This is a genomic window from Blautia sp. JLR.GB0024 (genome assembly GCF_037000545.1).
Classification (GTDB): domain Bacteria; phylum Bacillota; class Clostridia; order Lachnospirales; family Lachnospiraceae; genus Blautia; species Blautia celeris.
Window position 1 is genome coordinate 186,520 of the sequence record NZ_JBANBF010000005.1, and the last position, 13,734, is coordinate 200,253.

The 13,734-nt window shown below is 49.0% G+C and carries 14 protein-coding genes; 1 reads left to right on the forward strand and 13 read right to left on the reverse strand.

The window, feature by feature from the left end:
• Positions 1-5: 5 nt before the first annotated feature.
• From V8Q34_RS13980 to V8Q34_RS13995, 4 genes are all read right to left on the reverse strand, one after another.
• Entirely contained in the window at positions 6-1,406 is a 1,401-nt protein-coding gene (locus V8Q34_RS13980; protein WP_335835718.1) for a DUF4153 domain-containing protein, read from the reverse strand.
• Positions 1,407-1,479: 73 nt separating this feature from the next.
• Positions 1,480-1,686, reverse strand: a complete 207-nt coding sequence (locus V8Q34_RS13985) for a helix-turn-helix domain-containing protein (RefSeq protein ID WP_033139879.1) — start codon at positions 1,684-1,686, stop codon at positions 1,480-1,482.
• Between the two features lie 12 nt (positions 1,687-1,698).
• Positions 1,699-2,181 (reverse strand): DUF2975 domain-containing protein, encoded by a 483-nt coding sequence (locus V8Q34_RS13990; protein WP_052099028.1) that lies wholly within the window; start codon positions 2,179-2,181, stop codon positions 1,699-1,701.
• A gap of 253 nt (positions 2,182-2,434) precedes the next feature.
• Entirely contained in the window at positions 2,435-2,926 is a 492-nt protein-coding gene (locus tag V8Q34_RS13995) for a GNAT family N-acetyltransferase (protein ID WP_335835719.1), read from the reverse strand.
• 141 nt (positions 2,927-3,067) lie between these two features.
• On the opposite strand from V8Q34_RS13995, the gene V8Q34_RS14000 reads away from it, so the two are divergent.
• Positions 3,068-4,066 carry a hypothetical protein gene (locus tag V8Q34_RS14000; RefSeq protein WP_052099029.1) on the forward strand — a complete coding sequence of 333 codons (999 nt, stop codon included), beginning with the start codon at positions 3,068-3,070 and terminating at the stop codon, positions 4,064-4,066.
• A 67-nt stretch (positions 4,067-4,133) separates the two neighbouring features.
• On the opposite strand, the gene V8Q34_RS14005 is transcribed toward V8Q34_RS14000, so the two are convergent.
• From V8Q34_RS14005 to V8Q34_RS14045, 9 genes are all read right to left on the reverse strand, one after another.
• Positions 4,134-4,619, reverse strand: a complete 486-nt coding sequence (locus tag V8Q34_RS14005; RefSeq protein ID WP_033139881.1) for a CarD family transcriptional regulator — start codon at positions 4,617-4,619, stop codon at positions 4,134-4,136.
• A 311-nt stretch (positions 4,620-4,930) separates the two neighbouring features.
• Positions 4,931-6,010, reverse strand: coding sequence for a uroporphyrinogen decarboxylase family protein (locus V8Q34_RS14010; protein WP_033139882.1), 1,080 nt, complete (start codon positions 6,008-6,010; stop codon positions 4,931-4,933).
• Positions 6,011-6,160: 150 nt separating this feature from the next.
• Positions 6,161-7,153, reverse strand: a complete 993-nt coding sequence (locus V8Q34_RS14015) for a LacI family DNA-binding transcriptional regulator (protein ID WP_227245769.1) — start codon at positions 7,151-7,153, stop codon at positions 6,161-6,163.
• A gap of 127 nt (positions 7,154-7,280) precedes the next feature.
• The gene (locus V8Q34_RS14020; RefSeq protein WP_033139884.1) at positions 7,281-8,159 is read right to left on the reverse strand and encodes a DMT family transporter; all 879 of its coding nucleotides are present in this window, start codon (positions 8,157-8,159) and stop codon (positions 7,281-7,283) included.
• 7 nt (positions 8,160-8,166) lie between these two features.
• Entirely contained in the window at positions 8,167-9,207 is a 1,041-nt protein-coding gene (locus V8Q34_RS14025) for a M20/M25/M40 family metallo-hydrolase (protein ID WP_033139885.1), read from the reverse strand.
• A gap of 16 nt (positions 9,208-9,223) precedes the next feature.
• A complete protein-coding gene (locus tag V8Q34_RS14030; RefSeq protein WP_158587275.1) occupies positions 9,224-10,582 on the reverse strand; it encodes an MATE family efflux transporter in 1,359 nt (452 codons plus the stop codon).
• Between the two features lie 70 nt (positions 10,583-10,652).
• Positions 10,653-11,948 carry an ABC transporter substrate-binding protein gene (locus tag V8Q34_RS14035; protein WP_033139886.1) on the reverse strand — a complete coding sequence of 432 codons (1,296 nt, stop codon included), beginning with the start codon at positions 11,946-11,948 and terminating at the stop codon, positions 10,653-10,655.
• A 41-nt stretch (positions 11,949-11,989) separates the two neighbouring features.
• Complete coding sequence (locus V8Q34_RS14040; RefSeq protein ID WP_081960153.1) at positions 11,990-12,829, reverse strand: carbohydrate ABC transporter permease; 840 nt, start codon at positions 12,827-12,829, stop codon at positions 11,990-11,992.
• Entirely contained in the window at positions 12,826-13,719 is an 894-nt protein-coding gene (locus V8Q34_RS14045) for a carbohydrate ABC transporter permease (protein ID WP_033139887.1), read from the reverse strand. The genes V8Q34_RS14040 and V8Q34_RS14045 overlap by 4 nt, the downstream gene beginning before the upstream one ends.
• Between the last annotated feature and the right edge of the window lie 15 nt (positions 13,720-13,734).

Below are 13,734 nucleotides of genomic sequence, written 5' to 3' on the forward strand. Positions count from 1 at the left end.
CATGTCTAATATATGTTTTCTTCTGTTATCTGCTCCGGAAAATATATCTGATTATAAGAATCCATCATATATTCAACCGGAAGTACACAGAGCATGCAGTATAAAACGGCTCCCGTTATAACACTGATCCGTACCATGGGAAACGTTCTCCACTGGCGCACAATAACCAGTGTAAACACCACTGCCATCCAGATCATAAACACCATTGTCAGTACCCTCTTGATGGTAAAGCCAAAGGCGGCTATATAAAGCACCATTTTACTCATGGCAGTCAGTATAAGAAGCAGAGTGAGTACAGAAAGAAGGACATTGAGCCAGCGCAGCACTGCACTGCTCTCTTTTCCTTTTCTGGAAAACAAATTGGCTCCCAGCAGAAGGACCAGATTCAGCGCAGCGATCTGGCAGAGTTCAAAAAATCCTCTCCTGGCATATTCCGCATAGGTAAAGTTCTCCGGCCGGATTCCGGCAAAGGCGGAAAACAGATATTTTCCCTGCAGCCCTATGAACAGCAGATAAATGGCGCATACGATCAGTATGGCTGTAGTGACGGCCGTATTGGGCACGATCCGGATAGAGCGGGAGGTTTCCCGGAGCTCCTCTTTGTCAATGCAGTCCGTATTTCTCTTATGGATTCCACCGTAAATCAGTCCGAATAAATATGCCGAAACAGGCAGGGAAAGTATCATCCTGGCAAGAGTATACAAAAAGTGCTCCTGGATATACAAACCACTGTTCTGCATCAGCCTCTGAAACCCTTCATCCGCACTAGACAACAGGGGAAGCACAAGGAGCAGAACAGGGACAGCTATGATAATGCCCAGGATAATATAGCGGATATCCTTCCCTCTGCCCTTCTTTTGAAACTCCTCGTCCGTATCCCTGTCCTCGTGTATTCCCGTTATAATCTTAAAACCACATCCGAAGTTACCGAAAGGCACCCGCAGCAATGCATTCCATCCGTCAAACACAACCCACTCCGACGTCTTATCCTTTTCCAGAAGACTGCCGGATATAAGCAGTGTCCAGTAGGCCGCACATACGATCAGCATTGGGACCTGCAGAAACGGCATGGCGCTCCAAAAGGCATACGGCACTCCAACGCCCAGCATAATGACCATCCAGAACCAGCTCTCCCGTCCCGGACGTCCCCCCTTCAGGAAAATATAGGCCAGTACTGCAGCCGCATATGCAGCAGTATAAAATGCCAGATGACTGCCGAACTCCATGCTGGTAAAGGTATATACAAACCCATATCCCACCAACAAATACAGCCAGGCAAAACATTTATCTTTTCCATCCGCCTCTATGGGTTTTGCCTTTATCCACTCATTTTCCTCAAAAACAGGCGCACTTTCACAGGGCAGACCGTTCTCACTGCCTGCCGGCATTTGTTTTTCCGTATTCATATTTTACTGCTCCTTTCTCACTTCTGATTTTTTAACCCCAAACTGCCGTGAGCGTTTGATAACTACCCATATATTAATCGTCCACATACTCCAGAATATCTCCGGGCTGGCATTCCAGGGCCTTGCAGATACTGTTTAATGTGCTGATCTTTATCGCTTTGGCTTTGCCGTTTTTCAATACCGAAATATTGGCCATTGTGATTCCCACACGCTCAGACAGTTCCGTGACGCTCATTTTCCGCTTCGCAAGCATAACATCTATATTAATAATAATCGCCATCTTCTGTCCCTCCTATATGGTCAGATCCTGGTCTTCCTGTATTTGGCTTGCATTATAGACCAAATGGGACAGGGCAGCACACAGGACTGTGAGTGTAATGCAGATAAACAAAATCAAAACAATGCCGAATAAATAGCCGATCCCCAGAGAATACCACCCCAGAACACAGAACATTGCCAGAAACAGGGCGTAAAGCACACTGTCAGCCAGTGTATAGTGGCTCATCTGCTTAAGCGCCTCTGCGTTTTCCCGGCAGAAAGACTTGTTCTCCCCGATCCTGCTGCATACGCCCCAGAATTTGACCAAACATAGGAAACAGGGAATCGCTGTTATCCAGATGAAGATACAGGTTCCCCAATACACACCTTTTCCCGCCTGTCCGTCCAGCACCTGCCTCAGTACCGAGGGCAAAAACCACGCCACCAGCGCCAGAAACAAGATTCCGGTTCCGGCTGTTATTAATTTCAAATACTTTGACATTTCTGTTTGCTTCATGATTCTCCTCCTGCAGTTTCAAAATAGATAAATGATTTCTGTCCTTTCTGGCTCCATTATATTGCTTGCGAATCGTAAAGTCAATATGTTTTTATTGTTTTACGATAAATTTTATTTGTATTGGATTAAAATCCGTTCTACAGACAGCGTTTTCCGTACAGCAAAACCCAAAATAATTCTCCCGAGCAGCAGCAGAAAAAAAAGCCAGGCACCGGTGTGCCTGACTCCTTTGGACAGATGCTCCCTTTTTCATTTACAATTCCCTGTAATATGGACATATATCTTCATAGTGCCCATCCTTCATCAGAAAGCCGCCGGGAATGACGCCCAGTTGTTTAAATCCCAGTTTTTCATACAGATGCCGTGCTGCCCTGTTAGTCCTCACAACAGCATTAAACTGCAGAATCCGGAATCCGCACATGCGGCCCTGTGTGAGACAGTCCTTTACCAGCATCTCCCCGATGTGTTTTCCCCTGGCTGCAGACTTCACCGCATAACTGGCGTTGGATATATGGCCGCATCTGCCCACATTGTTCGGATGCAGAATATACAGTCCCAGAATCTCACCTGTCTCTGCGTCCTCCGCCACCCCGCAGTATGTCTGGCAGCAGAAAAATTCCGCGCCCGTTTTCTCATCCAGCAAATCCAACTGCGGGTAAGCCACGCCCTCCTCCACCACTTCGTTCCATATGGAAATCATACTCTCTATGTCTTTTTTCTCAAACTTTCGGACATTAATACCCATAAATTCTCCTCCTCTGTGTCTCATTTTTATCCGTAATTTTATTATACAATCCCTGTCAACCATAAATCCTATATTTCCTGCATTACAACTCTTTTTTTATTATATTTTTGTGTTAGAATAGTAATAAAAGGGGGAAATTTTATGGGCAAAACACTGGTAAAAATATTTTTAGTACTGGTATTTCTCGGGGTGCTGCTGAGTCTGCTGCCCTACGCATGGATACTGCTGATCCCGGCAGTCTTTTTGTACCGGAGAAAATTCAGGGAGGAACCGCTCAGGAAGAAAAAATACACTGCGGCACTGGGCGTTCTTTCTCTGTTGTCACTTGGTACCTTCGGCTACGCCCAGGCATCCGGCCCTGCGGTTGAAAAGATATCCATATCTCCCACATCCAACTATGAGATGGATGTGAATGCAGAATATCCAATCAACATTCAGGTCCAGCCTGAGGATGCACGCCTCAAAAATCTTGAACTGGTAACAGATAACGGCCTTTTGACCCTTGATTATTCTAAGGGCGAGACCTCCGGAGTTATCAAAAGCTCAGGAAAGACAGGGGAAAGCAATGTCTATCTAAAGACAGAGGACGGCAAAAGCAGCAACGCCATACATATCTCTGTTACGGATAAGAAAGCCGAAGCCAAGGCACAGCAAAAGGCCGAAGCCGAGGCTAAAAAACAGGCCGAAGAAAAGGCTAAACAAAAGGCAGAAGCCGAGGCCAAAAAGCAGGCCGAGAAAGAGGCAAAACAAAAAGCAGAAGCCGAGGCCAAAAAACAGGCCGAAGAAGAGGCTAAACAAAAGGCAGAAGCCGAGGCCAAAAAACAGGCTGAGGAAGAGGCAAGGCTCCAGGCTGAAGCTGCCGCAAAACAGCAGGCTGAGGAGGAGGCAAGGCTCCAGGCGGAAGCCGAAGCCCAGCAGCAGGCGGCTGAGGAGGCAAGACTCCAGGCTGAAGCAGAAGCTGCAGCCCAAGAGGCAGAGGCCGCTGCAGCCCAGCCCGTAGAGCAGATGGTCTGGCTCTCGGCGACCGGCGAAAAATACCACAGCATACCCAACTGCGGCAATATGAATCCCGACAATGCCCGCCAGGTTCCGCTTTCCCAGGCCGAGGGCCGGTATGAAAGATGTAAAAACTGCTGGTAAATGCCGCAAAGTAAAATTCCTGTGCACCATGAAGGCGCACAGGAATTTTACTTCGTCTAGTCTGTTATTATAAATTTTTTCTGTCCTTTATAAAGCCATCCACTTCATCAGCGGAAATGTCGAGCGCATATGCGAATTCACTGTACAGCGCTTTCTCCGCTATCTGGCGGTACTTTTTATCCATACTGGTAATAGAGCCTCTCTTCGTGGTTCTCTGGTACAGTGTTTTCAGAATTTTCACCCATGCTTCACATTCGCAGCTTGAAATGCAGGTCTTGTATTCCCGCTCCCTCATCCGCTCATTTGTAACCCAGAGAATATCAATGTCATCCATCTCGTCAATCAATGTCAGTGCCTCTTCTCTTGTCGCAGGTCTTCTGATATTGTGTTCACCTTCCACAGGGATGTATGCCTTCTCCTTTTCATCATCCACAGACTGCATGGTATAGTATATTTTCTTCCTGTCAGCCCCCGAAAAATCCAGAGTTCCCACTTTTTGAACCTTATACAATCCCCTGCATTTAAAAACTACAATATCGCCTTCCTGTATCATACGGCACGCTCCTTCCATATCCAGAAAAGCCCTGACCTGCCGAAAAGGGCAAGACAAGGCTTATCAATGCGAGTTCCTACAGTCTTAGTATAGCACCTTTCAGAAATTATTGTAAGTGTTATTTTAATGTATTGACAATTTTCAGCGATTCTCCCAATAGAAAGGCAGTTTTAGCTTGTACAAATCACACATATGCCCCTCTCTGTGACCTGTCCGCCTGCCCAGGCTTCCGGAGAGCGGCGCATTGGCAAACTAAAAAAGCGTAAATCCAAAACCTGGATTTACGCTTCCTGCCACTGGGTAATCTCATTTTATCTGTGGTACAGCTTATTATAATACTCCAGAGAATAGTGATACAGCTCGTCTCTGGCAATCTCTTCTTTTACAGGGTCCGGGGTCTCTGTCATGATCCACGCCATCATTCTGCCGTTCTCTCCGAAGTGATCCACATAGTCGCGGATTGCCGCACGGATCTGCTTTTCATCCCAGTCCGCACCGATATTGACGGGGAAACAGAAGGTCATCTGTTTTCCATAGGTGTTGTGCAGGAAATCCGGATCATTTGCGTTTGCCTGAGGTGTCCACATATCAATGCCCATCTCCAGCATTTCCGGCACATACTGCATATTGCGTCCGCAGGAGTGCAGTTCTATGAATTTGCCCTGGTCTTTTACGAATTTCAGATAACGGGATGTAGCCGGCATAAGCTGTTCCCGGAACATTTCGTTGGAGAAAAATCCGCTCCGCTGGGTTCCCCAGTCATCGTGATAGAGAACGCCGTCCACTCTGCCGTAATATTTGAAGATCTGCTCTGTACTCTCAATCTTATAGTCCGCCATTTTCTGGAAAAACTCCTCCAGAAGCTCCGGCTCCTCATAGAAAGCCACCAGGGATTCATCAAAAGGAATCAGCTCATGCAGCCTCTCAAAAACACCTTCCACGCACTCGTAAATATGAGGCCTGTCAGGGTCCAATGCCTTCTGCAGCTTCTCGCCGTCAGCCTTGAAATCCACAACTGACAGATCCGGCCACGCAAGCTCTTCCTTCCATTTTGCAAAGTCAGAGATGGTACGGGTTCCGGGACGGGTGATCATACCGTTGATTCCCTCCACCATGAACCAGTCAACGCCCCACCAGTCATAACCATCCACCTCCGGAACCGGGTGTTCCTCCATGGCGTCCGGCCAAACTGTATTGGATTCATAAAAATACGCCGGCATCCAGTAAGGCTCTTCCCCTTTTACGCACCGGATATAGTTTTCCCTCACGCTGATGGGCCGTTTCTCAATGGGTGGCTTCGGCTGCTGGAAAATCCACGGAAAACTTCCCTCTGCCTGCCAATGTTTGGAATAATCCCTGTTTGCCGCTGTCTGCATAAATTTCGATACCATACAAAATACCTCCTGTCCTTTTTACACCAATAATACACTTCTCTCTTAATAATATTATTGTAGTCAATCAGGACAGAAGATGATAGAGCACTGCATTACAAAAATGGAAAATTTGAAAACTGCATTTTTGTATGGAGCATACCAACCTTTTTATTTAACCCTGCCTGTGCTGCCGCGCACGATAAGCCTGGCGGGCACAATGATTTTCAATCCGATCTCTCTGCCGGAGGCTATGTGTTCCTCCAGGATACGCACTGCTTCCTCACCTAAAAGTTCCATGTGAAGCCGCACGGTGGTAAGGGAGGGAACCAGATAATTGGCTACGGATATGTCATTATATCCCACCACACTCATATCTCCCGGAATCTGCAGCCCTTTTTCGCTTATGGCCCGATAACACCCCACTGCCAGCGCATCGTTGCTGGCGAATACAGCCGTGGGCCTCTCCTTCTCCTCCAGAAGCTCACGGCACAGCACATAACCGTCCTCAGGAGTAAATCTCCCGAGTCTCACAAGAGACTCCCGAAATTCACCTGTCCGGTCCATATATTCTTTATAGGCCACAATTCTGCTGTCATACACTTCCTCGCCGTCCCTGTCCACCTCGTAACCGCCAATGAACGCTATTTTTCTGTGGCCCAGTTCGGTCAGATAGTCCAGGACCGCTTCCACAGACCCTGCCAGATCATTGACGACGCAGTCAAACCTGTCCGACTTTGGCATGGCGTCCAAAAATACGGTGGGCTTTCCAAACGCCTCAATCTGCCTTACCATGCTCCTGCTGAATGTTCCCAGACACAGAAGCCCGTCAAGCCCCGCCAGATCCTTCAGTTCCTCCAGATTCTGTATCTGGCGGTATTCTATATTTTCCGCCTCCAGCTTTCTCTCCACTGCAAGACGGACGGTAAGATAATAGATATCCCGCAGTTCCTCCTCCCTGGTATAGGAGTAATAGACTCCCACCGCAAGGCGGCGCTTTCTGCTCTTTCTCTCTTTTAACTGATACTGCAGTTCCCTGGCCGTGTCGAATATCTTCTTTCTGGTCTCTTCCTGCACATTCAGTGTATCATCGTAATTCAAAACCCTGGAAACAGTTGCTGTGGAAAATCCGGTCCGATCTGCGATGTCTTTTATTGTAGCCATCTTAGTTACCTCTCTGTATGATACAATTGTAAACACTTTAGCATCATCTTATCATATCACCCGAAAGCCCGCAACGGATTTATACGGTTCCCTCCGTACCCGGCGGAACACTTCACGAAGATTCCTCTCACATATCCCGCGCCTCTGCCGGCATCTCCGGCTCCCCGGCAGAATTCGCAAGTATGACAGCCCCCAGGATTATGACGCATCCAAGTATCATGCGCAGGGTAATGCTCTCATGGAGAATGATTACGGAAAATAAGGTTCCGAAGACAGATTCCATGGACAGGATAATGGCCGCCTTGGTCTCATCCACATATTTCTGGCATGCGGTCTGAAGAAGATAACATATGGTCGTGCTTATGATCCCAAGGTAGAGTACACTGCCCCATCCCTTTGCAGTGACCTGAAACTGTACCTGCCCGGAGGCTGCCATGAATACCAGGGACAAAACAGCGGCTGTACACATCTGAACAAAATTCAGCACAGACGCCCTGTATTTCTTTACAAAGATACTGGTCAGGAAAATCTGGAAAGCAAATCCCACTGCACATATGAGCGTCAGCCCGTCCCCCAGGCCCAGGGATAAGTCCTTATCCAGGGACAGAAGACCAACCCCCGCAATTGCCAGCACTGCGCCTGCTATCCCCTTCAGCCCCACCTTCTTTCTGCAGATCAAAAACGCGATAAACGGTACGATCACCACATTCGTCGCAGTCAGAAACGCATTCTTTGACGGCGTGGTATACTGAAGCCCTATGATCTGAAGGGAAAATCCGAGAAAAAGCGCAGTCCCCATAAGCGCACCTGCCTTTAATTCTTCCCTTTTCACACCTTTCAGGCTGCGGATGCTGATCCCTCCCATGAGCACAGAGGCCAGAAGAAAACGGATCGCCATGATCTGAAAAGGCAGAAGGCTGTCAAGGGCCATATCACTGGCTACGAATCCACCGCCCCAGATGACCGTGACTACGATCAGTCCTGCAATTGCCATGTATTTCTTCATAACAGCCTCACGCCTCCAGGGGCTTCAGACAGATATCCGGCCCGATACTGCATAAAAATTCCGCCAGCACGTCAATACATGCCTGTACATCACTCATACTGCACACCTCTGCCGGATTATGCATGTAGCGCAGGGGTATGGACAGAACCGTAGTCGGTATCCCCCTTCCGGCAACGTGGATAGCATCCGCGTCTGTGCAGGTCCTGCCGCAGCCGTTCTCCCACTGGCAGCTTATATCCAGATTCTCCGCCGCCTTTTTCAGGCGCCCCACCAGCATTTTATGGCTGAAGGAGTTCTGCAGAAATACAGGTCCGCCCCCAAGCCCGATCTCTCCGTTTTCAATGGCCCTTGTCCCTTCATAGTCGCTGGTATATGTCACATCCACTGCAACCGCCAGAGTGGGGGCGATCCGGGATGCGCACCAGGAAGCGCCGTGTTTTGTAAGCTCTTCACCCACCGTGGCCGCTGCATAGACGCCGCATGTACAGCCCTTTTCTTTTGCCTTTCTGGCTGCTTCCAGTATAATGTACCCGCCCAGCCGGTTATCCAGTCCGCGGGCACAGAGCCTGTCATTCAGAAGCTCTCTGTAATCTGTGTCAAAGATCACCGGATCCCCCGGTGCTGCCGCCTCCATGGCGTCCTCCCTGGAAACCGCTCCGATATCAATGATAAGATCCGTGATCTCCGGCTCTTTCTTGTTCAGGGAGCTGTGATTGCGGACTGCGCCGAAAACAACTTTTCCGTTATGGATGACTCTGACTTTCTGCCCCGGATATGTGCCGGGATAGATACCGCCGGCTTTTGATACATGGAGCATTCCCTTCTCCGTTATATGTGATACCATCAGGCCGATCTCGTCCATATGGGCGGACAGCATGACCTTAATTTGGGATGCCGGATTGATGACACTCACCACATCGGCGATCTCATCCGTATAGATCTCATCCGCAAATCCCTCCGCGTATTTCATAACTTTTCTCTGTATATCCTCCTCAAACCCTGAGACGGATGCTGTTGAAAGCAGCTCATATAAAAATTCTCTGCTCATTTTCTCCTCCTTTCCTCTACACTGTTTGAAGCGCTCGCTCCCGCTTTTTATTGATCCGGTAATACAGGACTGCACTGAGCAGGAATCTGGATACCTGGTCCACTGCAATGATCAGCCAGACAGCCGTAAGCGGCAGTCCCAACACATAGGCCGCCAGCATACACAGCGGGATCCTGACGATCCAGATACCGAATCCCGCCACCAGCATGGGGGCATTTTTGTAGCCCATGGCCCTGATGGTCCCATTGTATATCCTGGACAGGTTCTGGGGAATCTGGATAAATCCCATGACAAACACATACACAACGCCAATGGCCTGCAGTTCCGGCTTGTCTGTCATCAGCGTCATAAAGAACCTGGGCAGGAAAATGAGAAGCAGAGAGGTAATGGAACTGATCACAACCCCGACCTTCAGCAGTTCTTTGAAATATATTTTCCGCAGTTCCTCATCCTGCCTGCCGATGGCTCTCGCTGCCAGTGTGGTGGATGCTGTGCTGAAGCCGATGGCCGGCATCTCCGTGATCTCCTCTGCCTGTATGCCGAGCTGGTATGCGGCAAACGCCTGATTTCCGTAAAACAGGATCACCTTGCTTAAAATAATGGCAGAGAACTGCCAGAACATACTCTCCAGCGCTGCCGGAATCCCTGTTGTGTATATGTCATAAATACATCTTCTGTCAAAGCTGAAAAACCGGTGCGCTGCAGGCATTTTCCGGAACAGCCCGCCCTTCTTTTTATACAGCAGATAAAGCCCGGTGCACGCCCCCACCGCCTGAGCAGTCACAAGGGCAGCCGCAGCCCCCTTGATTCCCATGCCTGGAACGCCGAAAGCGCCGAAGATAAAGCAGTATCCGCACACAATGTTGACCACATTCATGAGCACCGCAATATACATGGGCACCTTGGTATTGCCGTACCCCTGGAAAGATGCCGTTACCACGGTCATGATCACCACAAAGGGAAATCCAAACACAATGGTCTTCATATATCCCTGAGCCAGGGACAGAATCTGGGCATCCTTTGAGAAAAATCCCAGAAAAAGCGGTGCCTGAAAATACAGCACCACCTGAAAGATAAGTACAATGATCAGCTCTGTCAGCATGGTCTGCTCCGCGATCTTCCTGCACTCCTGATGTCTCCCCGCGCCGTATGCACGGGCGATCAGGACCGTGGCACCGATTGCCACGCCCTTGTAAAAGCACCATAAGGTATCCGTGATCCGGATACAGATTCCCTGTGCGGAAATATCGTTTGCAAGCAGTCGTCCCACCATAGCCGTGATCACCAGGTTAGCTGAGATCTGAAGTATGTTTTCCAGTATCATCGGAATAATGATTTGATAAATTTCCCGTTTTATAGCCTTTTTTCCGTACACAGAAACCTCCATCCTTTTGAAAACGGGTGTCATAAGGCACCCGTTTCCAGTTTATGTGCTGTCTATTCTTTTATTTGCCGAATTTTGCTTTCATTTCCTCCTGTTCCGCATTGAGAACTTCTGTGGGGTCACCGTTGTTCAGCATAACCTTTGCCATGGAGTTCTTGGACATTTCCAATGCCTCCGCAAAGTTGGCTGTGTAATTTACCTGTGGGACAGTCTTTCCTATCTCTGTGAACAGGTCAAAGATCTTCTGGCCTCCGAAGAACTCATCTCCCTCTTTGAACACGTCAGATTCCAGCGCTTTTAAGTAAGAGGGGTACAGGCCGTAATTCTGGAATCCTTCCACATTGGCATCCACGTCCTCCATGACGTATTTTACGAATGCCTTTGCCGCCTCAGCGCTCTTGCTGGCTGAAGGCACGGCAAGAACGGAACCGCCGTTTGACGCGCCCTGGCTTTCCGAGTCTGCCTGGAACTTCGGCAGCGGCATAACTGCCCACTTGCCATCCTGGTCGGGAACCGCATCCTTGATGGAACCAACCATCCAGACAGCGTCTGCGATACATGCGAACTTGTCTGCGCCCATGCCGGCTACCATGTCATCCCATGAGGAGTTGTTGAAGGTAATGCCCGCGTCGTACATTTTCTTACAGGTCTCCATAGCCTGGATGGAAGCTTCTGAATTCACCTGGGTGTTGCCGTCCTTGTCAAAGTAGAAGCCGCCGCCCTCCATCATGAGAAGCCTGTATGTAGTATCATTTCTGGATTCCGCCATGCACAGCATGTCAGCTCCTGTCTTGTCTTTTAAAACTTTTCCTGCTTCAATGAAATCGTCCCAGGTCACAATATCCTCTGCCTTGATCCCTGCCTGCTCGAACAGATCACTTCTGTAGAACATGCCGCACGGGCCGGAATCCCAGGGATAGGCAATAACTTTGCCGTCAACCGTGCACTCTGACAATTTGATGGGGAAGAAATCATCGGGGTTGATCATATCTGTGAACTCTTCAAATTTTCCCGGGAATTTCTCTCCGAACTTTGCCATCTGTTCGCCTTCAATGGACACAATGTCAGGAAGTCCGATACCTGACTGCAGGCATGTGGTCATCTTCTGATACACCTGGTCTACGCCCATCTCCTCAAAGTTAAAACTCACATCCGGGTTTTCCTCCTGGAACTTTTCCGCCCACTCTTCCAGATGGGCCAGTGCCACGTCCCAGCTCCAGATCGTGATCTCACCGGAGAGTGCGCCTTCCTTATCACCGGAAGCCTCCTTTTTCGCTCCGCCGCTCCCGCCGCAGGCTGTCAGGGACAATGCCATCACTGCTGCTGTTACCAATGCCGCTGCTTGTTTCTTTTTCATTTCTTTATTCCTCCTTAAATTTTTTTACAGAATCAGATACACTACTCTTTCACCGCACCGCCCATGACGCCTGCCACGAACTGCTTCTGGAATACCAGGAAGATGATCATAATAGGCAGAACCGCGCAGACGGTCGCCAGCATGATCACACCGTAGTCTTTTCTCCACGCCACACCATCCAGCATAGCCAGGGCTACAGGGAAGTTGTACATGGATTTTGTACTGAGAATGATCAAAGGCCACATAAAATTGTTCCACATACTCATGAACATATAGATTCCCAAGGCACCCACCGCAGGTTTCTGTGAGGGGAGCACCACTTTCAGGAAAATACCAATCTCCCCGCAGCCATCTATTCTGGCAGCCTCAATAAGGGAGGTTGGGAACGCCAGCATATTCTGCCGCATCAGGAAAATACCGAAGGCTCCGGCAAGACCGGGAAGCACAACCGCCTGATAGGTATTGGCCCAGCCGATATTGTTCATCAGCGTGAACAGCGGCACATACATTACCTGTGCGGGAATCATCATGGTTATCATGATAAGGCCGAACAACAGGCCCTTTCCCTTAAATTCAAACTTCGCCAGCGCATATCCCGCCATGGAGTGCAGCACTATGGCAAGGGCCGTGTAGCTGACTGTCATGATGGTAGAATTGGTAAGGATCCTCACAAGGTCCATTTTCTTGTTCAGGTTCGCAAAGTTCTCTGCCAGATGGGAGCCGAAAAACAGTTTCGGCGCTGCGCTCAGGATCTCCGCATTGGTGTTCGTGGCTGACACGAACATGAAATAAAAGGGAAACAGGGAGATCAGTGCTGCTATGGTCAGGAACACATAGGTGAAAACCTTGCGTCCGCTTATCTTCTTTCCTGTTGTTTTCACGAATTGTCACCTCCATTTGTAGCCTTGAACTGGACAAAGGACAGTATGCCGATAATGATCACCAGGGCATAGCTGAGTGCTGCCGCATACCCGAATTTGTAATACGAAAATCCGGTGTTGTACAGGTAATGCCCAATGGTTATGGTGGCATTGTCCGGCCCTCCTTTTGTCAGTACAAAGGACTCATCAAACAACTGCAGGGTTCCGATCGTGGAGGTAATGCTTACAAACAGGATGATGGATTTTACCATGGGAATGGTGATCCGGAAAAACTTCTGTAAAAAAGAGGCCCCGTCCATATCCGCTGACTCGTAAAGCTCTGTGGGGATTCCCTTCAGCCCGGCGATCATGATAATGGTGTTATAGCCGGTCCACCTCCAGGTGATGCCCATAATGACAACAGCCCTTGCGCCCCACACGGAATTCAGCCAGTCCACACCGCTCCATCCTACAGAGCGGAGAAAATGGTTTACCAGACCGAAATCGGTGTTGAACAGCAGTTTAAAGATCATAGCATAGGCAACCAGTGCTGTCACAGAGGGCAGAAACACGCTGATTCGGTAACAGGTCCTGAATTTCAGGAAATTCTCTTCCACCAGAACTCCCAGGATCAGGGACAGGATCACCATAACAGGCACCTGGATCGCCAGATAGATAAATGTATTGCCCAGGGACTTCCAGAACACCGGGTCCCTGAACATGGTCACATAGTTGTTGATTCCGCAGAACAGGTACTCCCCGCCCTCAAAATCATAGAAGCTCAGCGCCAGCGATTTGATCACCGGATAGACCATGAACACCCCGAACAGGACTATCATCGGCAGTAAAAATATGTACGGCGCCGTTTTTTTGTTCACAAAGTTTCTTTTTCTTTCTTTTCCCCCAGCCATTTTTCTCTTCCTTTC

What these genes read in the sequence shown, in the direction of transcription:
- V8Q34_RS13980 (WP_335835718.1), bottom strand. Translation starts at nt 1,406, where the DNA reads ATGAATACGGAAAAACAAATGCCGGCAGGCAGTGAGAACGGTCTGCCC.
- V8Q34_RS13985 (WP_033139879.1), bottom strand. Translation starts at nt 1,686, where the DNA reads ATGGCGATTATTATTAATATAGATGTTATGCTTGCGAAGCGGAAAATG.
- V8Q34_RS13990 (WP_052099028.1), bottom strand. Translation starts at nt 2,181, where the DNA reads ATGAAGCAAACAGAAATGTCAAAGTATTTGAAATTAATAACAGCCGGA.
- V8Q34_RS13995 (WP_335835719.1), bottom strand. Translation starts at nt 2,926, where the DNA reads ATGGGTATTAATGTCCGAAAGTTTGAGAAAAAAGACATAGAGAGTATG.
- V8Q34_RS14000 (WP_052099029.1), top strand. Translation starts at nt 3,068, where the DNA reads ATGGGCAAAACACTGGTAAAAATATTTTTAGTACTGGTATTTCTCGGG.
- V8Q34_RS14005 (WP_033139881.1), bottom strand. Translation starts at nt 4,619, where the DNA reads ATGATACAGGAAGGCGATATTGTAGTTTTTAAATGCAGGGGATTGTAT.
- V8Q34_RS14010 (WP_033139882.1), bottom strand. Translation starts at nt 6,010, where the DNA reads ATGGTATCGAAATTTATGCAGACAGCGGCAAACAGGGATTATTCCAAA.
- V8Q34_RS14015 (WP_227245769.1), bottom strand. Translation starts at nt 7,153, where the DNA reads ATGGCTACAATAAAAGACATCGCAGATCGGACCGGATTTTCCACAGCA.
- V8Q34_RS14020 (WP_033139884.1), bottom strand. Translation starts at nt 8,159, where the DNA reads ATGAAGAAATACATGGCAATTGCAGGACTGATCGTAGTCACGGTCATC.
- V8Q34_RS14025 (WP_033139885.1), bottom strand. Translation starts at nt 9,207, where the DNA reads ATGAGCAGAGAATTTTTATATGAGCTGCTTTCAACAGCATCCGTCTCA.
- V8Q34_RS14035 (WP_033139886.1), bottom strand. Translation starts at nt 11,948, where the DNA reads ATGAAAAAGAAACAAGCAGCGGCATTGGTAACAGCAGCAGTGATGGCA.
- V8Q34_RS14045 (WP_033139887.1), bottom strand. Translation starts at nt 13,719, where the DNA reads ATGGCTGGGGGAAAAGAAAGAAAAAGAAACTTTGTGAACAAAAAAACG.